The organism is Balneolales bacterium ANBcel1 (assembly GCA_029688905.1).
Taxonomy (GTDB): Bacteria; Bacteroidota; Rhodothermia; order Balneolales; family Natronogracilivirgulaceae; genus SLLW01.
The window spans coordinates 162371-188683 of the sequence record JARULB010000007.1; the positions used below are offsets into that span (position 1 = coordinate 162371).

19 protein-coding genes are annotated in these 26313 nt (G+C 53.1%); 9 read left to right on the forward strand and 10 right to left on the reverse strand.

Annotated elements, in window-relative coordinates:
• Positions 1-95: 95 nt before the first annotated feature.
• From QA596_10875 to ppdK, 4 genes are all read right to left on the reverse strand, one after another.
• Positions 96-965: a glycine betaine ABC transporter substrate-binding protein gene (locus QA596_10875; protein MDG5767968.1), complete on the reverse strand. Its 870-nt coding sequence runs from the start codon at positions 963-965 to the stop codon at positions 96-98.
• 117 nt (positions 966-1082) lie between these two features.
• Positions 1083-2432 (reverse strand): hypothetical protein, encoded by a 1350-nt coding sequence (locus tag QA596_10880; GenBank protein ID MDG5767969.1) that lies wholly within the window; start codon positions 2430-2432, stop codon positions 1083-1085.
• A gap of 464 nt (positions 2433-2896) precedes the next feature.
• Complete coding sequence (locus QA596_10885; protein ID MDG5767970.1) at positions 2897-3289, reverse strand: metalloregulator ArsR/SmtB family transcription factor; 393 nt, start codon at positions 3287-3289, stop codon at positions 2897-2899.
• Positions 3290-3460: 171 nt separating this feature from the next.
• Positions 3461-6109 (reverse strand): pyruvate, phosphate dikinase, encoded by a 2649-nt coding sequence (gene ppdK / locus QA596_10890; GenBank protein ID MDG5767971.1) that lies wholly within the window; start codon positions 6107-6109, stop codon positions 3461-3463.
• A 120-nt stretch (positions 6110-6229) separates the two neighbouring features.
• On the opposite strand from ppdK, the gene QA596_10895 reads away from it, so the two are divergent.
• From QA596_10895 to QA596_10915, 5 genes are all read left to right on the forward strand, one after another.
• Positions 6230-6475, forward strand: a complete 246-nt coding sequence (locus QA596_10895; protein ID MDG5767972.1) for a hypothetical protein — start codon at positions 6230-6232, stop codon at positions 6473-6475.
• Between the two features lie 125 nt (positions 6476-6600).
• On the forward strand, positions 6601-8232 hold the full coding sequence (locus tag QA596_10900; protein MDG5767973.1) for an SLC13 family permease: 1632 nt from the start codon (positions 6601-6603) through the stop codon (positions 8230-8232).
• Positions 8233-8249: 17 nt separating this feature from the next.
• A complete protein-coding gene (locus QA596_10905) occupies positions 8250-8753 on the forward strand; it encodes a response regulator (protein MDG5767974.1) in 504 nt (167 codons plus the stop codon).
• 60 nt (positions 8754-8813) lie between these two features.
• Positions 8814-10271 (forward strand): ATP-binding protein, encoded by a 1458-nt coding sequence (locus QA596_10910; protein MDG5767975.1) that lies wholly within the window; start codon positions 8814-8816, stop codon positions 10269-10271.
• 355 nt (positions 10272-10626) lie between these two features.
• Positions 10627-12465 carry a phosphoenolpyruvate carboxykinase (GTP) gene (locus QA596_10915; protein ID MDG5767976.1) on the forward strand — a complete coding sequence of 613 codons (1839 nt, stop codon included), beginning with the start codon at positions 10627-10629 and terminating at the stop codon, positions 12463-12465.
• Positions 12466-12584: 119 nt separating this feature from the next.
• Here the strand turns inward: QA596_10915 and QA596_10920 are convergent, their stop codons facing one another.
• The gene (locus tag QA596_10920; protein ID MDG5767977.1) at positions 12585-13262 is read right to left on the reverse strand and encodes an energy transducer TonB; all 678 of its coding nucleotides are present in this window, start codon (positions 13260-13262) and stop codon (positions 12585-12587) included.
• A gap of 267 nt (positions 13263-13529) precedes the next feature.
• Between QA596_10920 and murB the strand changes: the two genes are divergently transcribed.
• Both murB and QA596_10930 read left to right on the forward strand, forming a co-directional pair.
• Positions 13530-14573, forward strand: coding sequence for a UDP-N-acetylmuramate dehydrogenase (gene murB, locus QA596_10925; GenBank protein MDG5767978.1), 1044 nt, complete (start codon positions 13530-13532; stop codon positions 14571-14573).
• Between the two features lie 131 nt (positions 14574-14704).
• A complete protein-coding gene (locus QA596_10930; protein ID MDG5767979.1) occupies positions 14705-15823 on the forward strand; it encodes a DUF2183 domain-containing protein in 1119 nt (372 codons plus the stop codon).
• A 12-nt stretch (positions 15824-15835) separates the two neighbouring features.
• Here the strand turns inward: QA596_10930 and QA596_10935 are convergent, their stop codons facing one another.
• Positions 15836-17326 carry a hypothetical protein gene (locus QA596_10935; GenBank protein MDG5767980.1) on the reverse strand — a complete coding sequence of 497 codons (1491 nt, stop codon included), beginning with the start codon at positions 17324-17326 and terminating at the stop codon, positions 15836-15838.
• Between the two features lie 91 nt (positions 17327-17417).
• Between QA596_10935 and QA596_10940 the strand changes: the two genes are divergently transcribed.
• The gene (locus tag QA596_10940; GenBank protein ID MDG5767981.1) at positions 17418-18089 is read left to right on the forward strand and encodes an ABC transporter ATP-binding protein; all 672 of its coding nucleotides are present in this window, start codon (positions 17418-17420) and stop codon (positions 18087-18089) included.
• Positions 18090-18133: 44 nt separating this feature from the next.
• Positions 18134-19249 (forward strand): aminopeptidase, encoded by a 1116-nt coding sequence (locus QA596_10945; GenBank protein MDG5767982.1) that lies wholly within the window; start codon positions 18134-18136, stop codon positions 19247-19249.
• A gap of 8 nt (positions 19250-19257) precedes the next feature.
• Here the strand turns inward: QA596_10945 and purU are convergent, their stop codons facing one another.
• From purU to QA596_10965, 4 genes are all read right to left on the reverse strand, one after another.
• A complete protein-coding gene (gene purU, locus QA596_10950; protein MDG5767983.1) occupies positions 19258-20151 on the reverse strand; it encodes a formyltetrahydrofolate deformylase in 894 nt (297 codons plus the stop codon).
• A 249-nt stretch (positions 20152-20400) separates the two neighbouring features.
• The gene (gene clpB, locus QA596_10955; GenBank protein MDG5767984.1) at positions 20401-23034 is read right to left on the reverse strand and encodes an ATP-dependent chaperone ClpB; all 2634 of its coding nucleotides are present in this window, start codon (positions 23032-23034) and stop codon (positions 20401-20403) included.
• A gap of 319 nt (positions 23035-23353) precedes the next feature.
• Complete coding sequence (locus tag QA596_10960; GenBank protein ID MDG5767985.1) at positions 23354-24367, reverse strand: J domain-containing protein; 1014 nt, start codon at positions 24365-24367, stop codon at positions 23354-23356.
• A gap of 282 nt (positions 24368-24649) precedes the next feature.
• The gene (locus tag QA596_10965) at positions 24650-26182 is read right to left on the reverse strand and encodes a DegQ family serine endoprotease (protein ID MDG5767986.1); all 1533 of its coding nucleotides are present in this window, start codon (positions 26180-26182) and stop codon (positions 24650-24652) included.
• Positions 26183-26313: the final 131 nt, after the last annotated feature.

The window sequence follows — 26313 nt, forward strand, 5'->3', positions numbered from 1 at the left end:
TGGATGATTAAATAATAATCCGGTAATACCGGGCCACCACCGGAGATCTGACAAAAAAAAATGGTGCACCTTATCAGGGTGCACCATAAAAGCTGTTAGTTAAGCCATTCCTGAACCCGATCGGGATTCTCGGAAATCCATGTCCGGGCGGCATCAATTGGCTCCATGCCCTCTTCAATGTACACCATTACGGCTCCCATTTCTTCCGGTGTCCAGAAGAAGCTGTCAAGGAAGCTGTAGACGTCCGGGTGCCTTTCCTGAAGATCCGGAGTGACGATGGTGGCAATATGTTCGGCATCTCCGAAGGCATTCAGTGGATCCTCGAGATACTTGAGATCATGAGCGGCGAACTTCCAGTGCGGAGTCCATCCGGTAACCACAATCCATTCATCGCGCTGAATGGCTCGTGCAAGAGCGGCGGTCATTGCGGCATCGGAACCTGAAATCAGGTTATAGTCCAGGTCATATGCCTCGATGGCGTCTTCACTGGCGGCCATGAGTCCGGCACCGGGATCGATACCGGTGATATCACCACCAAATTCGTCAATATAATCATTGAGTTCATCGATGCTGTTAACGGTGACGTATTCCGGAACTACCCATCCGATTTTGGCTCCTTCGAGATTGGGGCCGAGATTTACGATATCATCCTGGGTTTGCTCCAGGTATGCGGCGTGGGTGTTGGGCAGCCACGCTGCTACAATGGCATCGAAATCGCCGCGAGCCATGCCGGTCCACATCGGTCCGGCGTCCACAGCCGTCAGATTGACGTCATGGCCAAGTTCATCCTGGATGACAGCTGCTACAACATGGGTTGATGCGATTTCAGAGTCCCACTGGACGTACCCCAGCTCAATTTCGCCTGTCTCTGTTTCACAGGCTTGCAAACCGACAAGTGCCGCAACGGCAACGATTAGAGCCGTCCAGCCGGATTTCCATGTAGGGGTTGATTTTTTCGTTTGCATATTCCTGTCTTTTTTGGGTTTAAATGACATACAGCCGGTTATCGGCTGTATCATGAAAATTCCTGCACGCGGGATATCAAAGACACCTCACATGCAGGAACTTGACACGGTCTTCTTTTAGAAATAGTAGCCGATATTGATATTGAACCGTACATTCCAGTCCAAGTCTTCAACAGGTATGGGCACACCGTTGGCATCAAGGTGGCCGGCACCCAGACCGGTTCCGAAGCTATCTGTCAGCCATGGCTGATTTTTACCCATGGCCAGATCGACATAGGTGAAGACGCTGCCGGCGGAAATGAGGAAGCCGGGCACCAGCATGTGAGTGTCTTCAAAGTCGTAGGATTGTCCGCCAACATCAAGTGATCCATCTTTGGTCATGTAAGAATAGTTGATGTAGGGCTGGATGTTGGTGATCGGGCCAATATTCACATCGTGTGAGTAGGCAATGCCCGCAGTCACGATATTCCCGCCAGCGGCAACACCATCACCGTAGTAGGGATCGCCGTAGGCACCCATCTGCACGCGCTCCAGGTCGTTCCCGGCGTCATCCTTGGCGGAGTAGTCGTAGTTGATGAACTGGAGTTTGATGTTGAACAGACCGGCGTTTAGATCCGCGTGCGCGGCAACCGCATGACCATATTCGGTGTCGTCGAGTGCCGAGTTGTAGATTCCTTTCAGCTTACCGGAAACGCCCAATTCCATTCCGGGAGCCATCGTGTAGGCGGCACGGATGTTAAACTGATTCCAGTCCTGAATGCTGGAAGTAGCGCCTGTTGACGAGAGTACTCCACTGTCATCAGGAATCACATTATAGGAATAGGTACCGGCACCCGGTCCGCCAAAGGAGGCAGAACCGTAAGCGGGTCCGGCCGGTTCCTGTTGACGAAAATAGGCGGCCATGATGTTAAAATCATCAGTCACATCATAGCTGAATTTGATACCCATGTTAAAGTCATCCTCCATTCCCAGATAGTAGGGGAGGTTGAACCACCAGCTGTGGGAATTGTACATCAGGTTACCGAAAGGCACCTGGGTAACACCGATTTGCATGTTCAGCGCATCACTGAAATCATACCCCAGCCAACCCTGCTTGATGAAGTGGGTGTTGAAGGTGGGATAGAAACGGTACTCAAAGTTGAGGGAAATACCTCCTGATTGTCCGCTCACGTTCAGGCGCCATGTATCAAATGTAGCATAGGTGCTGGTAGCCGTAGCGTCGCTTTCGTAGTGCTGGCTGACAATATTGTAGCGCAGTGCACCACCGATGTGAAAACCGTCCTCGTCATCCTGGGCAGCTGCCGACGATGACGAACCCAGATTCGTGTTGGTGTAAGCGATGCTCGGTGCAAATAAATTGCTGGTCAGGCTTAGACCCGAACCGGCCTCAGACGACTTTGCCTGGGCGCCGAAAATCGGCAGGATGATTATTAAAACTGTCAGAAAGAGTCCTGTAAAAAACTTCATATATCTTTCTCCTTGTTTGGTTGCGATTTATGCCGCTGCTTCTTCAGTTTTCTTGTCATGCACAGCTGATTTACGTACATGGAATATTCAATAATAACAGGGCTTTGGTTAGATTGTGCCGACTATATTTCAGAGATAATTTTCATGAAATGAATCATGATATAAACCCTGTGCTATATCGGAGCATAACTTAAAAAAAAATATGCGCCATTCAAAAAAAACGGCAAATGGCGTTTAATACTGCATAACCATTGACATATAACAATGCTTACACAGATAGCATTCGTTTTTTTTTGCAATAGACAGTCCGACACTGACCACTCACAGGCAAGGGAACTAAAACAGAAGCCTGACTCGAAAGAAGTGCTGTTTTTACATATATATGTAAAACACAATACTAGTAATTTTTTTTGAATAGTTTTTCAGAATTCAGTTGAAACGAAATCTGTAATTATGGCGACTGTTCAACTCTCCTTTTGGCGGGAGATCCTGGAAAAGGGAACCGACCCCACCACGCATCTCCCTTTTTCCCGGTAAGCGAGACGTGCGTTAATTGCCAGTTCATCACCATCCAGCTGTTCAGAAACCAAAAATTTTTCCAGAAAGTCAAACAGCTGTTTCCGGAATCCCTGTACTTCATTCAGATAGTAGTATGACCAGGCGCCCCGTTTGTTCACCTTGAGCAAGCCGGCCTCTTTCAGGTGGCGAACGTGCCGTGATATGCGGTATTGAGGCAAATTGAGGGCATCAACCACTTCGCAGACACATAATGCCTGTCTCGTTCTGACGAACAGCGCTATTATCCTCAATCGGTTTTCATCACCGAGGCTTTTAAAAATATCTTCAAATGTTTCCATGGCACCGGTAAGGGCAAAAAAGTCGGCCAGGCGAGTGCCGGTCCGGGCATTGAAAAAAAGCGCGACTCAACCTGTTTTCCCGGGGGAGAAACCGGTCAGAGTCCAGCCTTAAAAAAAACGCGGCCTCCGGCAAATGCCTGCGCATCACCGGAAGCCGCATTATCAACAATACTATTTATTCTTTTCACGAATGGCCACCTGCGCGACAGCAAGTCGGGCGATGGGAATTCGGAAAGGCGAGCAGGAGACATAACTTAATCCCTGCTTGTGGCAGAAAGCGATCGATTCCGGATCGCCGCCATGCTCACCGCAGATACCAAGCTTGATATCGGGCTTGGCCGTACGTGCCAAATCGACAGCCTCGGTAACCAGTTTGCCGACTCCCCTCTGATCGAGTGTCTGGAAGGGATCGGTTTTCAGGATCTTCTTTTCAAGGTATTCCGGAAGGAATTTACCGATATCGTCCCGGCTGAACCCGAACGTCATCTGGGTAAGGTCGTTGGTTCCGAAAGAGAAGAAGTCGGCCAGGGGAGCAATCTCATCGGCAACCAGCGCAGCACGCGGCACTTCGATCATGGTTCCGATCAGATAGTCGACCCGTTTGCCTTTCTCTTCAAACACCTGCTCGGCAGTCCGCTTGATCACTTCTTTCTGATCCGCCAGCTCTTCACCGGATCCGATCAGCGGAACCATGATCTCCGGGAACACCTTAATGCCCTTCTCAACCACTTCAACGGCGGCCTCCATCATGGCGCGGGTCTGCATTTCGGTAATCTCGGGGAAAGTGATCCCAAGCCGGCAACCACGGTGGCCGAGCATCGGGTTGGCCTCCTGCAGAACCGCCACTTTCTCCTTCACCTTTCTGAACGGCATGTCGAACTGTTCGGCCAGTTTCTTCATGTCCTCTTCATTGTGAGGAAGGAATTCGTGGAGTGGGGGATCCAGAAGTCTGACCGTGACAGGGTCACCGTCCAGGGCTTCGTAAATGGCCTTGAAATCTTCTTTCTGGTAAGGCAGGAGTTTCTCAAGGGCCTTTCTGCGCTCATCCTCGTCGTCACTCATGATCATCCGGCGTACATCCACAATGCGCTCGCCTTCAAAAAACATGTGCTCGGTACGGCAAAGCCCGATCCCTTCCGCTCCGAATTCCTTGGCTTTAAGCGCATCCTCGGGCCGGTCGGCATTGGTGCGGATTTTCATGTCACGGAACTTATCCACCCATCCCATGAACTTGTTGAAATCCGCGCTCAGTTTTGGCGGCGAGAGGGGCAGCTGACCGAGAACCACTTCACCGGTTGTCCCGTTGATGGAGACCCAGTCACCCTGATGGACCGTATGGTTGCCGTCGGTGAGCGATTTATTCTTATAGTTGATAACAATTTCATCGCAGCCTACCACACAGGGTTTTCCCCATCCGCGGGCGACCACAGCGGCATGGCTGGTCATTCCTCCTCGGGATGTCAGGATGCCTTCAGACGCGTTCATTCCACCGACATCATCCGGACTGGTTTCGATCCGGGCAAGAATTACTTTCTCCCCTTCCAGCTGGGCATCTTCGGCTTCCTGCGATGTAAAGTAAACCTTGCCGACCGCAGCGCCGGGGGAAGCAGGAAGGCCAACTCCGACAACCGTTTTCTCTTTGATGGCCTTTTCGTCAAATTGCGGATGCAGCAACTGATCGAGCTGCGCGGTAGTAACCAGCTTGCTGACGGCCACTTCTTTTGTAACCAGCCCCTCCTTCACAAAGTCAACGGCGATTTTAAGGGCGGCCGGACCGGTACGCTTTCCGCTTCGCGTTTGAAGAATGTACAGCTGCTCTTCCTGGATGGTAAATTCGATATCCTGCATATCCTGATAGTGCTTCTCCAGTCTCTGGGTCAGCGCATGCAGCTCATCATACACTTTTGGCATCTCTTTCTTCAGATTCTTGATGGGCTCGGGAGTACGGGTTCCCGCCACAACATCTTCACCCTGTGCATTTTTCAGATACTCGCCGTAAAGCTTGTTTTCACCGGTATTGGGGTTCCGGGTAAACAGTACACCGGAGCCGCTGGTTGGACCCATGTTGCCGAATACCATCGCCTGCACGTTCACCGCGGTCCCAATCAATCCGGTAATTTTGTTGATTTTCCGGTACTTGATGGCCCTGTCGCTGTTCCATGATCCAAAAACCGCATTCACGGAAAACTTCAACTGCTCCATCGGATCATTCGGAAACATGAACCCGGTCTCTCGGCGGTAAATAGCCTTGAAACGGTCGACGAGGTCTTTCAGGTCACCTACCGACAAATCGCTGTCGGTTTTGGCTCCACGCTCTTCCTTGAGCTTGGCCATGGCATCTTCAAAATGATCATGGGAAACCCCCATCACCACATCGGCAAACATATCGATAAACCGGCGATAGCTGTCGTATGCAAACCACTCATTGCCGGTTTTTTCGGCCAGGCCTTCGACAACCTTGTCGTTGATACCAAGATTCAGAACCGTATCCATCATACCGGGCATGGACACCGCTGCTCCCGAACGAACGGATAACAGAAGAGGATTAGCCGGGTCGCCAAGTTTGGCGCCAAGCTCTTTTTCCTGAGCGGCAATTCCCTTTTCGATCTGCTCTTGCAAACCCTCAGGCCATTGTTCATCATTTTTGTAATAGTGATTACAAGCTTCGGTGCTGATGGTCAGGCCCGGAGGCACCGGGAGACCAACCTTGCTCATTTCAGCCAGATTGGCGCCTTTGCCACCCAGCAAATCGCGATAACTGCGATCGCCTTCCCCTTTGCCGCCACCGAACGTGTAAACATATTTAATCTGCTTCGACATAATAAATCCTGTATATGGTGTTGATGTTAATGGAGGATATTCCCTGCCGGTGTTCATTTCCAGTCGTTGCCCTGCCTCTGCGTGTGCTCTAACCCGGAAAAGGAATCGTGATCGCTTTCCATGGAAACTGATCTGCAACTCTGGATAAACCGGCAATATTTGGCGACTAATGTACCTATTGACCCCGCCAATCTCAAGGACAAAAACCACAGATTACTATATATGCGCATGTTTGCATATGGTGATTCCGAACAAAGTGATACCATTCACAATGCGGCAAAGGCGCGGATGCGGGGCACCACCGGCCTCCCCCCCCCCCCGTTTTTTTTCATGGCTATTGCGCAGCGCGACGCAGTCGCTTCATAATTCATTCAAATAGATTTGCTATTCTTGGCGCATGCCCCGTTTATGACTCTGACAAGATTCGGAGAATTTATTATCATTGACGAACCAGGGTTAAAACAATTATTTAGACTAGGACTTTATTCGACATGAAATCAGGTTTACTGGGACTCACCTACTTACAGCTGGCCGGTCTGATACTCGGCATTCTCGGCCTCTTCCTCCCTTTCTTGCTCCCGTTAGGAGGGCTCTCATTTGCCGGGCAAATCGGACTCGGGATCTTTTTTCTGGCAGCCATTTTCTGGATGTTTGAACCCATTCCCATCTATGCCACCTCGATGCTGGTCATTTTTCTGCAGATCGTCCTGCTCAGTTCGCAGGGCCCCATGTTCATGGATGCCGAACTGCCGGTCAGTGAGCCGGCAGCCCTGGAAGAACAGCACTGGCAAATTCCCGCCAGTGCTCTGCAGGATGACAACACCATCCTCATTGCCACGGCACCGGGGGAAACCGAATCCTTCAGGGTCCAGGTTATTGATCGAAACGGACAACACGTTGTCGTTAGCAGCCCTGAGCTGGAGTCGGACATGGCCGTAGTAACCGACCCCAGCCACCGCAAGGTCAATTACGAGCCCAACAGCTATACCGACTATCTGGGCACGCTCGCCCATCCCATCATCATTCTCTTTCTCGGGGGATTCATGCTGGCCGAAGCGTCGGTTAAATACAATCTGGACCGCAACCTTACCCGCTATCTTCTCGGCCCGTTTGGAACCCGGCCCCGGTTTATTGTACTGGGACTGATGCTGGTAACCGCCATGCTTTCGGCTTTCATGAGCAACACCGCAACGGCCGCGATGATGGTCACCGTCATTCTGCCCATCATCGCCCAGCTGGATCCGGCGGATCGTTTCAAATTTGGCCTGGCCCTGGCGATTCCCATTGCCGCCAACGTGGGAGGCATCACCACACCGATCGGAACACCGCCAAACGCTATTGTCATTGCAGCGCTAACAGAGCATGGAATTGATTTGTCGTTCACCGATTGGATCATCATTGCCGCTCCACTGGTGGTAGTGATGCTAGTGGTCTCGTGGTGGCTGCTGCTCACCCTGTTCCCGCCAAGTATTGACCGTCTCAAGCTTGACCTCAAGGGAAAACTGAACTTGTCTCCAAAGGCTATCGGGCTCTATGTTATTTTTGGGGCGACTGTTCTGCTCTGGATCACCGAGAACCAGCACGGGATACCCAGCAGTATGGTCGCATTTGTTCCGGTGGCGGCACTGGTAACCGGCCGTATCCTCGGAAAAGCCGATATCCGGAAGCTTCCATGGGATGTACTCTGGTTGATGGCCGGCGGTATTTCTCTGGGTATCGGGATGGACAAAACCGGCCTGGCCGTCTGGATGATCTCGGGATTTGACTGGGGCGCGATGGGTTACATCACCCTGGTCATCACCTTTGCCCTGGTGGCGATTGCCATGTCCAATTTCCTTTCCAACACAGTAACCGCAACACTTCTGATGCCGCTGGTAATCAGCCTGCAGGCATCCGGAGTCATGGGTGAGGAATTCAGCCTCCTGATTACCGGAATTGTGGTAGCCGTTGCCTGCAGCCTTGCCATGGCGCTGCCCATATCCACCCCCCCCAATGCCATTGCCATGTCCACAGGATTCATCAAAACGAAGGACATGGCCAAGATGGGTATCATTATCGGAGTCATCGGCGTTCTGATGATTCTCGCCTATGCCATCTTCTACTGGCCGCTCGTTACCAATTAACCTAATCCCGTCACACTATGGAAACATCCGATATTTATATCCTTTGCATCGAAGACGAACAGGAAGTACTTGACGCAGTGGTAAGGGATCTGGAAAGGCTTGAGGAGCAGTTCCCGGTCGAAACAGCTACTTCGGCGGAGGAGGCGCGATCGGTCATTGAGAGGCTGGTGTCCGACGGCAAAAGAATCGGCCTGATTCTGTGCGACCACATACTGCCCGGAGATAATGGTGTGGAGCTGCTCATTGAGCTGCACAAAGATGAGCGGCTGCATCATTCCCGCAAAGTGCTGCTCACCGGCCAGGCCGGTCTGGAAGACACCGTGAAGGCACTGAATCAGGCCCGGCTGCACCACTACATTTCAAAACCCTGGACAAAAGATGATCTGCTCAGCGTTTCCGTTGATCTTCTCACCGATTACGTTATTGAGAAGGAAGAGAATGTCCTGCCCTATATGAGCACCCTCGACGCCAACAAGCTTTCGGAATCCATCCGCAGCCGAAGAAGCGTCAGTGATGATTAGACACAGCGGCAAGGTCCCTGGCCGACAGGTCGGGGGGCTTCACTAACGGAGCACAATGCCATGATCCTCAATTTCGCAAAAAACTGGCTGCAGGACCCTACCCGCATCACCGAGCAGATAGCCCGGTATCTTCAGAATTCGGAAGAGTTTCATGCCGAGACCATTGAGTTCGACAAGGATGATCTTTTTTTTGAGGAAGGGGATCTGAACGATTCCGTTTACATCCTTCTGGAAGGAACGGTACAGCTCTCAAAGGCGGCACAGGGTGGGCGGTCTATCGGCATTGACTGGTTGCGTCCCGGCGCGCTGGTCGGTCTCATTTCGTTTGTAACCGGTGAGCCCGTTCTCACTACGGCCACGGCCGCCAGTCCATGCAAGGCGTTGAAGCTGGATGAAGAGGACTTCCTGAAGCTTCAGCAGACCAACAGCGAAATCGCCATGCTTGGTCAGCAGCTGATTATCGGAAACCTCATCGATCGTTACCACCATGTGGTTTCGGTCCATGTAGAGCTCGAGAGTATTAACGACACCTTGCAAAAAGAGCGCAACCATCTTCAGGAGGCGCTCAAGCAACTGGAAGAGACGCAGCACAGGCTCGTGAGCCAGGAAAAGATGGCGACTCTCGGCCAGCTGGTTGCCGGGATCGCCCATGAAATCAACAATCCCGCTGCGGCCATGCTCCGCGCCTCGGACAACCTGCTGGAATACCTGCCCAAGATTATTGCCGAGGCCGATCCCGATCAGGAGCGGTCTTATGACCGGTTTTTCAGGATCGGGCTCAAGCGAAAGCTTCGCGACTCCGACCAGCAGCGTGAAAAACTTCGGGAGTGGGAGAAGTCCTACCCCAAGCTTCCCCGAAGCCTGCTCAGAAAAATCACCTCCATGAATGACGAAGCGCTGGAGTTTGTACAGAAGCAACTGGGCAAGAAACCGGGATCCGAACAGCGGGCCCAGCTTGAAAATGTGATCCTTTTCTATGAAAGCGGCTATTTCCTGAGAAACCTGCAGTCCAGCACCAAGCGTATCGGAGAGATCGTCTCAAGCCTGAAGAATTACAGCCGCCAGGACAAAGGGCAATACGAGAAAACCGACCTGCGCGACGGACTCAACGACACTCTGCTGCTGCTTTCCAACCGCCTCAAAAAAGTGGATGTAGTATTGAATTTCTCGGAAATCCCGGCGGTGAACGTAATCTCAGGAGAGATCAACCAGGTCTGGACCAACCTGATCATCAACGCCTGTGACGCCATGCAGGATCGCGGCGAACTGGTTATTTCATGTGACAATGACGACCGTTTCGTGTGGGTTTCCATTCGCGACAGTGGGCCGGGCATCAAGCCCTCAGCCGTTCGTGAAATCTTCAAACCGACCTTCACCACCAAGCAGAAAAACAGCAGCTTTGGCCTGGGCCTGGGGCTTTCCATCTCCCAGCAGATCGTCCTGAAGCATGGCGGACAAGTCCACGCCAAAAATGCCGATGAAGGCGGAGCCGAATTTACCGTATACCTCCCGCTGTAAGCCCTCTTAACGGACGGCATCCGCCATGCCAATGTAGCCGCCTTTATCTGTAAATCATTTACATGCTCAATTTAGGCTTGCCACAAAGCCATGAAATAACTTTATTAAGAGTAGTTTTCTTAATATGATATTCAAATTTAACCGCTATTTTGCGGGCATAATCAAAAGCAGAGAATTATAAATTTTCTGTACATACGGGTAACGTCCCCTAATCTGTTTCGGTTAACAGTTAATCCCGGTCATTGATACCGGGCCTGTCACGGGGGTACGACCGAATGATGATTTATTTCAAACAGAACTTTTATGTTCAACGGCCGAAAGGCTGATATTGTAAACCATTAACTGGAGTACCATTATGAATCATCCAAACTGGGTTAAGCACAAAGAGCTTATAAAGTGGGTGGAGGAGACGGCCGCCCTCACCAAACCCGATAACATTGAATGGGTTGACGGCTCACAGGAGGAAAACGACCGGTTGTGTCAAACTCTTGTCGATGGCGGAACCTTCATCAGACTGAATGAGGAAAAACGCCCCAACAGTTTTGCCGCTTTCTCCGATCCTTCCGACGTTGCCCGTGTGGAAGACCGTACCTACATCTGCAGCAGACGAAAGGAAGATGCCGGTCCCACCAACAACTGGATCGAACCCAACGAAATGAAAAACACGCTGGGCAAATTGTACGATGGTTGTATGAAAGGCCGGACCATGTACGTCATCCCGTTCAGCATGGGCCCCATCGGTTCCCCGATTTCCCATATCGGCGTTGAGCTCACCGACTCCGCCTATGTTGTTGTCAACATGCGGATCATGACCCGCATGGGGAAAAAGGTACTGGATGCTCTGGGAGCCGAAGGCGAGTTTGTCAAGTGTCTGCACTCAGTAGGTGCCCCTCTCGAGAAAGGACAGAAGGATGTGCCCTGGCCCTGCAACAAGACCAAGTACATCTCCCACTTCCCCGAAGAGCGTTCGATCATGTCCTTCGGTAGTGGCTATGGCGGGAACGCCCTGCTCGGAAAGAAATGCTTCGCCCTGAGGATCGCTTCCACCATGGCACGTGACGAAGGCTGGCTGGCCGAGCACATGCTGATTCTGGGCGTGGAGTCTCCGGAGAAAGAGAAAACATACGTTGCAGCCGCCTTCCCGAGTGCGTGCGGCAAGACCAACTTCGCCATGCTCATCCCCCCGAAAGAGATGGAAGGATGGAAAGTTACCACCATTGGTGACGACATTGCATGGATCAAAAAAGACGAAAACGGACAGCTTCGGGCGATCAACCCGGAAGCAGGATGGTTCGGGGTAGCACCAGGCACCAACGACAAGTCCAACCCCAACGCCATGCTCTCTCTGGAGAAGAACTCCATCTTCACCAACTGTGCCCTTACCGATGACGGCGATGTCTGGTGGGAAGGAAAAACCAAGGAGCCCCCGGCAAACATGACCACATGGCAGGGTGAAAAGTATGATCCCAATTCAGGAAAAACAGCCGCGCACCCGAACGCACGCTTTACAGCGCCTGCTGCTCAGTGCCCGTCAATCGACCCGCAGTGGGAAGATCCTGCCGGTGTACCGATCAAAGCGTTTATCTTCGGCGGACGACGCAGCACCGCGGTACCCCTCGTGTACCAGTCGGTTAACTGGAACTTCGGTGTCTACATGGCCGCAACCATGGGCTCTGAAATGACTGCCGCTGCTGCCGGTACCCTCGGGAAAGTCCGCCGCGACCCGTTCGCGATGCTGCCCTTCCTTGGCTACCATGCCGCAGATTACTTCAACCACTGGCTGCAGATCGGACGCGAACTGCCCAACCCGCCGCGTATTTTCGGCGTCAACTGGTTCCGCACCGATGAGAACGGTAAATTCATCTGGCCCGGATTCGGTGATAACATGCGTGTTCTGAAGTGGGTGGTACAGCGTGTTCGCGGCGAAGCATTCGCTCTTGAGAGCCCGCTTGGCTGGATGCCGCGCTACGAAGACCTCGACTGGAGAGGACTTGAAGACTTCTCGGAAGAAGAATTCAACGATCTGATGACCGTCGACCGTGAAGTCTGGAAAGATGAGGTTCTCGGACACGAGGAGCTGTTCTCCAAACTGTACGACCGCCTCCCGAAAGAGTTCCTCTTTATGCGCGAACTCATTCGCTCCAGCCTCTGGCGCTCCCCGAAAAACTGGGGAATGGAGCCTGAGCGGTTCTAAATCCCTATTTGTATCCGGATATTACCGGGTATGATCTCTGTAAAAAAGGGGCAGTGATTCATTTCGCTGCCCCTTTTTTTGATACCCGGGAAAACACCGTGTGCTCGCAATTCACCTATTCAGCCGGAGAGGCGGAATGTGATTGGAAGCGAATAACGAACCTTGACCGGCCGCCCGCGCTGCTTGCCCGGTGTGAACCGGATTTTCTTTACCGCCTCCAGAGCCGCTTCATCAAGGCCTCCACCGACACCACGAACCACCACGGGATCCTGGACATTGCCGTTTTCATCAATGACAAACTGAACGATCACCCTTCCTTCGATACCCGCCATTCGTGCCAGCTCGGGATACCTGAGATGCTGATAAAGCGCACTCATTCCGCCAATCAGCATCGGCATCTCCTCAACGATGGTAAAAACGTCAGGCTCGTCATACTCTTCCTCCAAATCCACTGGCGGAGGGGGTGGCGGTGGCAGGAACCCCAGTTCGTCGTCCCACTCAAGATCGGCAGACAAATCAAAAAACGGATCGTCAATAATCACATCATCCGGCACCGCACGCGGTGCAGGGGGGCGTGGCGGAGGGGGCGGGCGATTAATCTGCTCCGTTCTCACCACTTCTTCCATCCTGATTACCTCCTGTTCTATCTCTTTGAGATTCAAATCCGTAGAAAAATCCAGATTGATTCGAAACGCGATAATCAGCAGCAAGAGTGTGACAATAAAACCCGTTTCAAGATTAATCAGATAGTAGTCACGCAGTTCCGCGCCGGGCTTCTTATTCCTGATTAAAGTCATGATACCTCCCAAGTACACAGAATAAACGTTTCACAGCATCCTGTTACCGCGACTAAGCACCCGTCATCGCGGCCGAAGGCCGGAGATACAAACCTTCGTGCTATCGGATCAGAAAGGCATTGATCCGAATACACCCGCAACAGAAAAAGGCCAAAAAAGCAAACCCTGCTTACATTATAATACGTTTCAGACGGTATTTAGTTATACTTGTCCTTACCTTTTCTACTGATTATAACTACAACACGATCACCATTAGACTGCGTTTTTTTGCACATCCGTAATAATTATATCGTCCGGGAACGGGTTTCGCTTAAGGCCTGTAACAGCTTCGGACTGGAAGTCAGTGCCGCATATTATGCCGAAATCACTCACCCCGACGAGTTTCTTAAACTTATGGATACCGGGGTTTATCAGACCGGGCCCCGCTTCATCCTCGGCGGGGGCAGTAATGTTCTGTTTTCGGACGACTATCAGGGGCTCATTATCAGAAACAACATTCCCGGAATCAGCTTGATTGCTGAAGACGAACAGACCGTCCGTGTTCGCACGGGAGCAGGAGTCGTCTGGGACGACCTTGTCCGCCATACCATCGAAAAAGGATGGGGCGGACTGGAGAATCTCTCCATGATTCCCGGCCTTACCGGTGCTGCACCCATCCAGAATATCGGTGCCTACGGAGTGGAACTCGACCAGGTGTTCTATTCGCTGGATGCCCTTTCTCTGGAAACCGGGCGACAACGGCAATTCCACCGCGAAGAGTGCCGCTTCGGATACCGGGACAGTATTTTCAAATCCGGTCAAAAAGATCAATGGCTGATCACTTCGGTCACGCTTACACTGAACAAAAAACCGAAGATCAATACGGACTTCGGTAACCTTGTGGCGGTACTGTCCGGTTGGGGGATCCGCAAACCGGATATCCGGGATATCAGCCGGGCGGTACGTCACATACGGTCAACCAAACTGCCCGACCCGGCCACTACCGGCAACGCGGGCAGCTTTTTCAAAAACCCGATCGTTCCGGACTCCCGTTATTCGGAATTGCAGAAAATGTACCCGGACTTGCCCGGCTATCCGTCCGGAAGCAGCCAAATGAAAATCCCGGCGGCCTGGCTCATTGACCATTGCGGGTACAAAGGTTTCCGCTCAGGTGATGCCGGTATCCACGAGCACCACGCCCTGATCATCGTCAACTACGGAAACGCTACCGGCAGGCAACTGATTGATCTTGCAAAACAGATACAATATTCCGTATTTCAAACGTTTGGTATTCAACTGGAGCCTGAAGTCAATATTATTGGACCGAAATAATTCCCAGTTCCCTGCCTCTTCCCCATTGGCACGGGATTTGACCGGAACACTACCGGACAAATTCCCCCGTAATTTGAGCTTCTTCCGTTTCCCAACAATCAACATTTATCGATTTAAAAAAACCCATCTGCATGGGCCACTTTGTTTCATACATGAAGCCTTTCCTGCTGTTTCTCGTACTGTTTGCCATCGGCAATGATTCCAGCATCAGTTACGGAGAGAAGAAAGAGTATGAAGAGGAAGTGATCATCTACACCACTTACGGTTATCTGGACGGCGACGAATGGATTGTTCCGATGCGAATCTATGTGGTTGAAGACCGGGATTATCTGGAAAGCCTGGTTACCGGCCTGATTGGATGGTCTCAAAGCCTCACTCAGGAAGAAAAGGAGATATTCGCATCCCGGATATCGGATTTTGTTAAGGACAGCGAATCGCGTGAAGAGGTGATCTTTGTTTTTGAAAACGATCCGCAGGAGGAAGCCTTTCAGGTGCAGGATGATGACGGCAATTATCCCCGGACCAACCTGAACGGAATTATCGAAGGCCACATACGCATACCGGAAGCCCGTGCGGAGGAATTACTGGATGCACAGAATTCGGACACCGGATGGCTCGAAGTCCGGGTCGTTTCCGATGAACACATCGGCGGGGGAAGAATCCGGCTGATCGAACCGGCCGGCCTGTCGGTGATTTCCGACATCGACGACACGGTAAAAATCACCGGAATGCCTATGGGGCTGAATTACATCATCCGAAAAACCTTTCTGGAAGAATACGTTGCGGCACCCGGCATGGCCGATCTCTATCAAACATGGAGTGAGTCCCCGTTCCATTATGTCTCCGGAACTCCCTGGCAGTTTTACAGACCCCTTACCGCCTTTCTGTTTTCTGAGGAGGCCGGATTTCCACCCGGCTCCATGCATATGAAATTCACACCGAAAAATTTCGGCAGCCGGATTACCTGGAGCACACTCTCCAATCTTGTGACCAATGAGCTGGTCACCTACGAGCAGAAACTGGAACAAATCAGTACCATTTTCCGCCATTTCCCCGGCAGGGAATTTGTTCTGATCGGAGACTCCGGCGAGCGGGATCCCGAAGTTTACAGGGAAATCGCCAGGCTATACCCTGATCAGGTCCGGGAAATCTATATACGGGATGTCATCAACGACCGGGAGCTAAATCCGGAGCGGCTTGAGGGAATGGCCATCATCCCGGCACCCACATTTGAGCGCACGGACCGGTAACATACTTCGGACTTACCCTTTCCTTCCCTTTTCCAGGAAGCGGGTCTGCATGCGATCGGTGAAATCGATCGCCGTATCGGAGTAGATATCAATCAGATTCCGGTTGAAGATTTCGCGGGTGATATATATTCCGGCCTGTTTCCAGTCGGGAAACTGCGCGATCCGGTCCAGTGCATCCAGATAGGCGTTTTCATCCCCTCCGAACAGCTCTTCTACAAATTCCGCCTCCATATCGCTCGCATACTTTCGGATTTCATCGAGCCTGAATCTGTCGGCATGAGATGGATCGCCGGGTGCGCCACTTTCGTCGTCCTCCTCCGTATCCATGCCGGAGAAACGCTGCCAAATCGGGACATCCTCTTCGTCTTCGCTCTTTCGGTGGCCGCTCAGTTTTTCAAACAGCGGCTCTTCCTCCTCGTCTTCCTCCCCGTTATCTGATTTGAGATTTTCATAAAGCGGCCGGTCCTCCTCATCCGTCTCGTCTTTCCGGAACCGGGCCAACAGATTCTCTTCCCTTTCCGCTTCGCTTTGCTGGAATCGCGACGCCGATTGCCGGCTTTCGGATTTTTGAAGGGTGGATGCTTTCTGCTGCTCCGATTCGCCGTCCTCTTTCTCCGTTTTCCGGTAATCCTCCGAATGAGCCTGATCCCTGCCTGATTCCGTCGGTTGCCGGCCGGTTTCGCCCCCGGGCGACTGTTCCTTTTTTAGCGCGGTTTCCCGGACGCCGGCACTCCCGGCTTTACCGATGCCTCCTGAGTCCGTCCTGGAATCTTCGCTCTCATCCTCAAGGGGCGGTCTTGACAGGATTTCGATCAGCCGGCCCCGAGGAACGGGCTCCTGCTCAAGCCTGAAATGACGCGCAATACCGGGTTGCGCCTTGTCCATAAAAAAACGGGCAAACAGGTCCGGCTCAATACGCTCCCCGATCAGCTCAAACCACGGCTCAAACAACTGCGCCCAGTTGAGGGAGGTATAGTGGCTGGTCACCCGTTCGTCAAGTCGCTGCACGATACGTACAGCCTGCTCTCTTGTCAGTGTGTCGCGCTCTTTCTTCTCCATGAAACGGGGTATGGCCGAAGCGAAATAGCTGTAGACGACGATCCATTCGCAGCGCTCCCGCACCGCCTCGAGATCCAGCCGGTCATCGGATCCGAAAATATACTCCGGGATGGTTTCTCTCGGGGTGATCAGGAGTTCGAGGAGATCTCCGACCGCCGACTCAATCACCGGTCTGGCGTAGCTTCCGGGCAGGCGTGTCTCCTCCCGGATGGTGCCGAGAAAGGTCCGCCATGACTCCCTGACCGAATCGGCATGCATATTGGCCCAATCGCTTTCGGGAGGCTGAAGGGTGTCCTGCAGATTCCGGATCAGCTCCAGGCGTATGCGGGCGGTGAGAAAATCGGGGAAACCGGCTTCCACCAGTTCGGCCTGCGAAAAAAACTCGCGGCCACTGCTCAGCTTGTTCAAATAGTGATCGGTGATGGTACGGATGAGTCGTTCCATGGGCTGGGTCTCGTTTGGGAAATTATTCGGCAAGATACAGTTTTCAAACGAATTCGTTGGTCGTTTTCGTCACTCTGCTTACTTTAATGGCATGATAACAGCAGAGTGCCATGAACTTGGGAAGCGTTTCGGAAAAACCATTGTTTTCAGGGGTGTGAACCTCCGGTTTGAGGGGCCAGCCGTCATCGGGATTCAGGGTGCTAACGGAAGCGGGAAATCGACATTGCTCAAGTGCCTCTCCGGACTCCTGAGGCCGAGTGAAGGGCGCGTCACATGGCACATCCGGGGAAAGCAAGTCAAGCTGCAGCAGATCCGTTACCAAATCGGCTTTACCGCGCCGCACATACAGATGTATCACGATCTGACCGTAAGCGAAAATCTCTCCTTTCTGCAGCGCGTTCGCCCGGCTCTTCCCGAACCTGAGATACCCCACTTTGCAGATAGTCCGGACCGACTGGCAGCCGTCACGGGCATCGGACATCTGGCGGATCAACCGTACGGAACCCTCTCCTCCGGCCAGCAACAGCGTGTGCGCCTGGCCGGTGCATTGGTCTCCGCCCCACCCGTGCTGATGCTCGACGAACCCGGCACAAACCTGGACCGTGACGGAATCGCCCTGGTGAATGACATCATCATCCACCAGAAAAACGCCGGCGGGATGGTGTTTCTCGCATCCAACCGCCAGGAGGAACTCGACCTTTGCGAGCGGATCGTCGACCTGCAATCCCTTTCCTCCACCGACACACGGCAGGTTGCAGATTGACGCGAGACGCAAGGCTCAAGCTCCACGGAACCACAATTTCAACGATGACACAAAGACATAACATGATCGATTACAACGACCGCAAACTTGCCGAACTCATCCTTACTCACAGCGTTGACCTCGGGGAAGGAGAGCGCATATTGATCAATCTCATCGGGTTCAACGGAATCGGGCTGGCACGCGCTCTGGTAGTCGGAGCCAGGGAGCGCAACGCCCTGCCCTATGTGGATATTGCGGATTCCGATATCCAGCGCTTGCTGCTGGAGACCGGGGACGAATCGTTCTGGAAAGATCAGGCCGAGGTCGGCGGACTCCCTTTGATGAAGCGGATGGATGCCTATGTGGGCATTCGCGCTTCGGAAAATATTTACGAAACCTCGGGGGTGTCTTCGTCGGCAAACGAGGCCTTTCAGCGCCACTACCTCCAGCCCGTCCACTTTGAAGAGCGTGTCAAAAAGACAAAGTGGTGCGTGCTGCGCTATCCCTCTGCCGCCTTTGCCATGAACGCCCGTATGTCCACCGCCGCATTTACCGACTTCTTCTACCGCGCCTGTCTGCTCGATTATGCCAGGCTCAGGGATGCCATGAAGCCGCTGGAGGAACGCCTTCGCAAGGCGAGTGAGGTGCATCTAAAGGGAAGCGGTACCGACATCCGGCTGCATGTGGACGGGCAGGAGTGGGTTAGCTGCCATGGAACCCGCAACATACCGGATGGCGAACTGTTTTCATCACCGCTGATCGACTCGGTCAACGGCACCATCCGCTATGCCCCAAGCGTCTATCAGGGGAAACCGTTCGACTTCGTATCACTGACCGTAAAGGACGGTGTGGTGATCGACTCCGACGCTTCCGACCGGAAGACCCTCGAATGCATCCTGGATACCGATGAAGGAGCACGCCGGTTCGGGGAGTTCAGTTTCGGGACCAATCCCGTCATTGAGAGCCCCATGTACGATATTCTCTTCGATGAGAAGATTTACGGATCCAACCATCTGACACTCGGGCAGGATTACGATGAAGCCCCCAACGGCAACAAAAGCCAGATTCACTGGGATCTCGTTTGCATCGGGGCGGATGTCTACCTTGACGGAGAATGCATCCGGAAAGGGCGGCGGTTCCTGCCACAGGACCTTCACGGGCTGAATCCGGAGCAGTTCTAACCGGCCGCTTATTGAAACACGATGGTCCGGTTCTCAAACACCAGCGTCCGGCGCTGCAAATGATGCCATATCGCCCTGGCAAGGACGACCTTCTCCAGATCCCTTCCCTTGCGCGCCAGATCCTCCACCGAATGGCGATGGTTTACGTGGATGACATCCTGCTCGATAATCGGGCCCTCGTCCAGGTCTGCCGTCACATAATGGCTGGTTGCGCCAATGATTTTCACTCCACGCTCAAAAGCGGAGTGGTACGGCTTGGCGCCGGGGAAAGCCGGCAGGAACGAATGGTGAATATTGATGATTCGGCCGGGGTAATCGGAGACGAAATCATCCGAAAGGATCTGCATATACCGCGCCAGGACCATCACATCGATGCGGTATTCCGCCAGGAGCTTCTTCTGCATCTCTTCGGCTTTGCGCTTATGTTCCCTGGCAACGTTAATCTGGTGATAGTCGATTCCGTATCGATCGGCTACCCGTTTCATATCCGCATGGTTGCTGATGATCAGGGGAATCTCCACATGCCACTCGCCGCTGTCGTAACGGGCCAGCATATCGTGCAGGCAGTGGCCGTAGCGGGATACAAAAATCGCCATGCGCGGCTTTTCCCTCGAAAAGAAAAGCTGCCAGCTCATATCGAACGGTTTGGCAATCTGCTCGGAAAACTCCTTGCGGATATCATCATCCGGAATCAGAAACCCGTTCAGGTCCCACTCCACCCGCATGAAAAAAACTTTTTTCAGCTTGTCCACATGCTGGTCTATCTCCAGGATATTCCCGTTATTATGGGCCAGAAACCGGGTCACCGCCGAGACCAGCCCTTTTTTATCCGGACAGTGGATGAGTACGATCGCCGAGTTTCTTCCGCCATTGGTAGAGCCTGCTTCCATATCTGCTGCCATTAGTCTGTGGTACCGCAAACGGGTCTCCGAATGGTTCCGGGAAAGCCCCCGCTTTTGTTAATGAATCAATTGGTGCAAGGGATGCCGTCGTTCAACAAGCGGAAGTTCGAAAAAAAACCGGTCGCGCCGAATTCGGCACCCGTGCAATGGGTGAAAATAAAAAAAGGTGACAACATTATCGCCATCACCTTTTCAAACAGGAGCGCCGGCGCCGTTTCCGGTACGCCGCAGGGCAACAGGCTGTGAGCTTTACTCCGACCACGCCTCAACGTCATCAAACACCTCGACAAAGACAAGCTTGTCGCCGCTCTTGTCGACGTTGACCTCATAGGTCACTTCGGTGTCATCCGCCCGGGAGATCAGCAGCGATGCCAGCTTGTTGGTAACCTCCCGCTGGATCAACCTCTTGAGCGGCCGCGCGCCAAACTGGGGATCGTAGCCGCGCTCGGCGAGCCAGCGCCGCACATCATCCCCGATACGGAGGGTGATATGCTTCTTCTGAAGCATCTTGTCGACCCGCTGCAACTGGATGTCCACAATACGGCGAATCTCATCCCTGCCAAGCGGATGGAAGACGATGATATCGTCGATTCGGTTGAGGAATTCGGGCCGGATGGTCTGCTTCAGGGTAGCCAGCAACCGTGACTGCAGCTCATCGTACTCCTTGTCAGAGAGTTCGCCTTTCGACTCCTCGATTTTTTTGCGGATTTCCTGTGAGCCGATGTTGCTGGTCATGATCACAATGGTGTTGGTGAAATCAACGGTTACGCCCTTGTTGTCGGTCAGGCGCCCGTCATCCAGCAGCTGCAACAGGACGTTGAACACGTCCGGGTGCGCCTTTTCGATTTCATCCAGCAGCACCACCGAATAGGGTTTGCGGCGAACCGCCTCGGTAAGCTGGCCGCCTTCATCATATCCCACGTACCCCGGAGGGGCCCCGACCAGGCGGCTGACGCTGTGCCGCTCCATGTACTCACTCATATCGATGCGTACCATCGCGTTTTCATCATCAAACAGGTAGTCGGCCAGTGTGCGGGCCAGCTCGGTCTTGCCCACACCGGTGGAACCCAGGAAGATGAACGAACCGATAGGCCGGGAGATGTCCTGCAGGCCGGCACGTGAACGGCGCACGGCATGGGATACGGCATCGATGGCCTGGTCCTGGCCGATCACCCGCCGATGCAGCTCATCCTCCATCGACAGCAGTTTTATCCGTTCGCTTTGAAGCATTTTCCGAACGGGAATGCCGGTCCAGCGCGACACGATTTCCGCGATGTGATCCGCTTCCACCTCCTCTTTGAGCATGGGCGATTCCGCCTGCATGGCCGCGAGCTTCTCCCTGGTCTGCTCCAGCTCTTTTTCCAGATTGTTGATGGTGCCGTAGCGAAGTTCCGCCACCTTTTCGTAATCGCCGGTGCGCTCGGCCTTATCGGCTTCGTTCCTGGCGGTTTCAATGGCCTGCTTCATACCCCGGATAGACTGAATCAGATCTCGCTCGCTGTTCCAGCGCGATTTCAGCTCCTTGTATTTCTCGTTCAGGTCGGCCAGCTCGCGGTTCAGTTCCTCCAGCTTTGTTTCGTCCTGTTCGCGTTTGATGGCTTCGCGCTCGATTTCGAGCTGGCGGATCTGCCGGTCGATGTTGTCGAGTTCTTCGGGCATGGAGTCGATTTCGATTCGCAGCCGGGATGCGGCCTCATCCATGAGGTCAATGGCCTTGTCGGGCAGGAACCGCGCGGAGATGTACCGGTGTGACAGTTCGGACGCGGCGATGATGGCCCCGTCGGTGATTCTCACACCATGGTGCAGCTCGTACTTCTCCTTGAGTCCGCGCATTATGGAGATGGTATCCTCCACCGACGGCTCCCCCACATAAACGGTTTGCAGGCGCCGTTCAAGCGCTTTGTCCTTTTCGATAAACTTGCGGTACTCGGTCAGTGTAGTGGCACCAATGGCGCGCAGTTCTCCGCGTGCCAGGCTCGGTTTGAGGATGTTGGCGGCGTCCATGGCCCCTTCCGAAGCACCGGCTCCCACGAGGGTATGGATTTCGTCGATAAACAGGATGATCTCTCCTTCGGCATCGATTACTTCCTTGACCACCGCCTTGAGCCGGTCTTCGAACTCACCGCGGTATTTGGCGCCAGCCACCAGTGCGCCCATGTCAAGTGCCAGAACCCGCTTCGATTTGAGTCCCTCCGGAACATCCCCCTGGATGATCCGCAGGGCGAGGCCTTCGGCAATAGCCGTTTTACCGACACCCGGCTCCCCGACAAGCACCGGATTGTTCTTGGTGCGGCGGGTCAGTATCTGCATGATACGACGGATTTCCTGATCTCGCCCGATGACCGGATCCAGTTTGTTTTTCTCCGCGAGCTCGTTGAGATCATTGGCGTATTTCTTAAGTGCCTGATAGCGCCCTTCCGCGTTTGGGTCATCCACCTTTTGACTTCCCCTCACCTCCTGCAACACATTCATGATAACCTCGCGCTTCACCCCCTGATCCTTGAGCAGACGCGAAACCGGACTGTCCTGCTCAACCAGAGCCAGCAGTACATGCTCGGAACTGACATACTCGTCCCCGAACTCCGAAGCCGACTTGGATGCCTTGTCAAACAGCGCCCTGGTATCGTTCGACATATACTGACCCGATACCGAGGCACCCTTAACAACTGGCACCTTTTTGAGGAGATCCTCCAGACTGTTTTCGAGGCTGCTCATGGAAACCCCTATCTTTTGCAGAATGGTGACCGAAATATTTGAGGGGTCGGAAATAAGAGCTTTCATGAGGTGCACCGGTTCCAGTGACTGGTGTCCTTGATCCGCGGCCAGCTCAAGCGCCGATTGAATAGCTTCCTGTGCCTTTACTGTGAATTTGTTCAGATTCATAACTCTAAATTGTTTTGTGTGACAGGGTCATCACCTTTTGCCTGAACGATTGGCCGCTTTTACGGGTATCTGCACTGCCGGCTTATGTGATTCCTTCTGTCGAAATTCATTTTCCTGAAATCGTTGCCAAATTCATACCATATATGCTGCGCCAAAGCGAATATGACGATATGGCAGATCAGGCGACTTTCGGTATCTGCCCGACTGCTTTCACCGGCGCAAATGCGGTATGGCGGATCTATCACGCCTGGAATGATATATACGGCAATTCCGCCTCCTTCCGCCACCTGAATGAGAACTACGCATCATCCGGTCTTTTTCAGGCGGTTTTTTCGCCCCGGATGTCGGCCAGCTCCCTAAAGAGCTTTTTCTCTTTTCCGGTAAGTTTCTCGGGGAGTTTAACTTGAAGTGTCGCGTACAGGTGCCCTTTTTTTTCTTCTGATTGCAATACAGGCATACCATAACCTGCAATCCTCATCACTTTACCGGGCTGTGACTCCGGCGGGACCTTGATTTTCACGTTGCCGGTCATGGTGGGAACGGTGACGACCCCGCCAAGCAGCAGCTGATACAACCCGACATCGATGGTGGTATACAGATCATCTCCTTCGCGAGTGAACACGTCATGGGGTTTGATTTTGATCCGTATGTAGAGATCGCCGGCTTCCCCTCCATTCGTGCCCGGTAATCCCTTGCCCCGCAGCTTGAGTTTCCGGCCTTCGGGGATGCCTTTCGGGACTTTGATTTTCATCGGTCTTTTGTTGACACGCACCGACTTTTCAACTCCTTTATACGCTTCCTCCAGACTTATTTCCAGTTCGGCATTTACATCCTTGCCCTTGCGGGTCGCCGTATCTGCCCCCCACTGGTATGCGGTGTCGCGGAAATCGGCGCCGGGGCGGGTGCGGCGTTGCTGTTGTTGCGATCTGCCAAATCCTCCGCCGAAAACCTGCTCAAAAAACTCGGAAAAATCACCGCCCGAGAAAAAATCACCTCCGGTTTGTGATCGATGCTGGCGTCCGGCCCGACCAGCACCCTGGTCGCGTGCCCATTGCTGCCAGTTGAACCCGCCGCTTTGGCCGCCTCCCTGCTCACCGGCCCGTTTGTAGTGTTTCCAATCGGCACCGAGCTGGTCATAGAGCTTGCGATTTTCATCGTTGCCAAGCACTTCGTATGCCTCACTGATTTCATTGAATTTCTTGGCCGCACCCTTGTCATCCGGATTGACATCCGGGTGGTGCTTTCTGGCCAGTTTTCTGTAGGCCTTCTTGATCTCGTCTTTGGAAGCCTGTTTACCGACTCCCAGAGTTTTGTAGTAATCTTTATAATTCATGATCCAATATCGTATTAAAAACTGACAAAGTGGCAAAAATATGGTCAGCCTGTGGCCTGCTGCAGCTTTGACAGACGATAAAAGCCGTATCTATTCGGTATTCCGTTGTACAGCTATCCGGTGCAAAATCCCTGCCATTAATTCTTTAACTGCGATTTGTCGCAAATTTGTCAAAAAAAAGCCCCGGCTAAACATGTCAACCGGGGCTTTATCAGTTAAGGGAGCACAAAACTGCGTCTGGCGGCAACAACGCCATCCCTGCTGTTGCGCAGTTCGATCAGATCAGGAGCTTTGAAGTTCAAATGCAATAAACAGCCGGCTGTTGCCCCGAATAACCTGGAGCAGCAGTGATTCTCCGGTTTCCATGGCCGAAATCGCTTCGTTAAACTCCACAACCGAGGTAACCGGCAATCTATTGAGTGCAACGATCACATCACCCTGCTGCAGTCCGTTTTGCGCCGCTGCGCTGTTCCGATCCACTTCTTCAACCACAACCCCTTCGACATTGCTGCGAAGCCGGAGGTGCTCGGCAATTTCAGGCGTCAGTTCCGTCACGGAGAATCCGATGATCTCACGGATCGACTCCTGGTCAACGGAAGCAAGGTCATCGGTCGGCATTTCATCAAGGGTGACACTCAGCTCGATCTCCTGTCCATCGCGTACAAGGGTAAGTGTAATCTCTGTTCCCGGCATTTTCTCCGCGACATTCCTGCGGAAGTCCGATCCGGAGTCAATGCGACGGCCGTTGAAACGGGTGATCACATCCTCCGGCTGAATACCGGCTGCTTCGGCCGGTGACTCACTTTGCACTTCGGTAACCAGCACGCCCCGGTCATCCGGAAGCTCCAGCGCCCGGGCGATACTTTCGCTCATCGGCTGAAAACGGATACCGATATAACCGCGGACAACCCGGCCGGTCTGAATGATCGACTCCATAACATTTCGAGCCATATTACTGGGAATCGCGAAACCGATCCCCTGAAACCCACCGGATTGAGACGCGATGGCCGTATTGATGCCGATGAGCTCTCCGCGCATGTTGATGAGCGGACCACCGGAGTTCCCCCGGTTGATAGCCGCATCGGTCTGTATGAAATTCTCATATCCTTCACTTCCAAGCAGTTCCAGATCGCGCCCCTTGGCGCTTACAATGCCCTGTGTAACCGTATGGGCCAGAGCCGCGCCAAGCGGACTCCCGATCGCCATCACCATTTCTCCGACCTGAAGCTCTTCACTATCGCCAAACCGCATGTACGGGAGATTCTCCGCATTGATCTTGAGAACAGCCACATCTGTACGGGGATCGGAGCCGACCACGGTTGCAGGTATTTCTCTCTGGTTGATCAAAGTTACCTTGATGGTGTCGGCCTGCGCAATAACGTGGTGGTTGGTCAGAATATACCCGTCATCGGAGACAATCACACCGGACCCGAGTCCGCGCTGTTGATATTCACGCTCCTGCCCTCTGCCGCGGTCGCGGAAAAACGGGTGGTCTCTGAAAAAGGGATCATCGCGAAACGGGCCGAAAAAATCGAACATGGAGCCGGATGAACGTGCTCTGACCGTCCTCTCCGTGGAAACCATCACCACCGTCGGCTTGGCGACATCCGCCAGATTCACCATCGCGTTGTTGAAGCGCAGCAACAGATCTTTGGACTCCTCCTGCAACTCGGTAACCACAGGATCACCATTGCTTCGGAAATCATAAGGGGTGTCGGGATCCGATCCCATCCCCATCCCCAATGGAAAACGAATGATCAAAAGGACAAGGACAACGGTTACTGCCGTAGCGAACCTGCTATAGTGACTTTTCATCTTTTCTGATTTTTTTTATCAAGTGATTTGTTTCCGGTGACTTGTGATCCCAAGCGATACCACTTGGTGTGCAAATGAGCCCAGACCGCACTTTCATGGCCGGTGTAATCTGCTTTCTACAATGGCTTGTG

What these genes read in the sequence shown, in the direction of transcription:
- QA596_10895 (MDG5767972.1), top strand. Translation starts at nt 6,230, where the DNA reads ATGGAAACTGATCTGCAACTCTGGATAAACCGGCAATATTTGGCGACT.
- QA596_10905 (MDG5767974.1), top strand. Translation starts at nt 8,250, where the DNA reads ATGGAAACATCCGATATTTATATCCTTTGCATCGAAGACGAACAGGAA.
- QA596_10945 (MDG5767982.1), top strand. Translation starts at nt 18,134, where the DNA reads ATGACACAAAGACATAACATGATCGATTACAACGACCGCAAACTTGCC.
- QA596_10900 (MDG5767973.1), top strand. Translation starts at nt 6,601, where the DNA reads ATGAAATCAGGTTTACTGGGACTCACCTACTTACAGCTGGCCGGTCTG.
- QA596_10875 (MDG5767968.1), bottom strand. Translation starts at nt 965, where the DNA reads ATGCAAACGAAAAAATCAACCCCTACATGGAAATCCGGCTGGACGGCT.
- QA596_10960 (MDG5767985.1), bottom strand. Translation starts at nt 24,367, where the DNA reads ATGAATTATAAAGATTACTACAAAACTCTGGGAGTCGGTAAACAGGCT.
- QA596_10965 (MDG5767986.1), bottom strand. Translation starts at nt 26,182, where the DNA reads ATGAAAAGTCACTATAGCAGGTTCGCTACGGCAGTAACCGTTGTCCTT.
- QA596_10920 (MDG5767977.1), bottom strand. Translation starts at nt 13,262, where the DNA reads ATGACTTTAATCAGGAATAAGAAGCCCGGCGCGGAACTGCGTGACTAC.
- QA596_10910 (MDG5767975.1), top strand. Translation starts at nt 8,814, where the DNA reads ATGATCCTCAATTTCGCAAAAAACTGGCTGCAGGACCCTACCCGCATC.
- QA596_10935 (MDG5767980.1), bottom strand. Translation starts at nt 17,326, where the DNA reads ATGGAACGACTCATCCGTACCATCACCGATCACTATTTGAACAAGCTG.
- QA596_10940 (MDG5767981.1), top strand. Translation starts at nt 17,418, where the DNA reads ATGATAACAGCAGAGTGCCATGAACTTGGGAAGCGTTTCGGAAAAACC.
- QA596_10880 (MDG5767969.1), bottom strand. Translation starts at nt 2,432, where the DNA reads ATGAAGTTTTTTACAGGACTCTTTCTGACAGTTTTAATAATCATCCTG.
- QA596_10915 (MDG5767976.1), top strand. Translation starts at nt 10,627, where the DNA reads ATGAATCATCCAAACTGGGTTAAGCACAAAGAGCTTATAAAGTGGGTG.
- ppdK (MDG5767971.1), bottom strand. Translation starts at nt 6,109, where the DNA reads ATGTCGAAGCAGATTAAATATGTTTACACGTTCGGTGGCGGCAAAGGG.
- purU (MDG5767983.1), bottom strand. Translation starts at nt 20,151, where the DNA reads ATGGCAGCAGATATGGAAGCAGGCTCTACCAATGGCGGAAGAAACTCG.
- clpB (MDG5767984.1), bottom strand. Translation starts at nt 23,034, where the DNA reads ATGAATCTGAACAAATTCACAGTAAAGGCACAGGAAGCTATTCAATCG.
- QA596_10930 (MDG5767979.1), top strand. Translation starts at nt 14,705, where the DNA reads ATGGGCCACTTTGTTTCATACATGAAGCCTTTCCTGCTGTTTCTCGTA.
- QA596_10885 (MDG5767970.1), bottom strand. Translation starts at nt 3,289, where the DNA reads ATGGAAACATTTGAAGATATTTTTAAAAGCCTCGGTGATGAAAACCGA.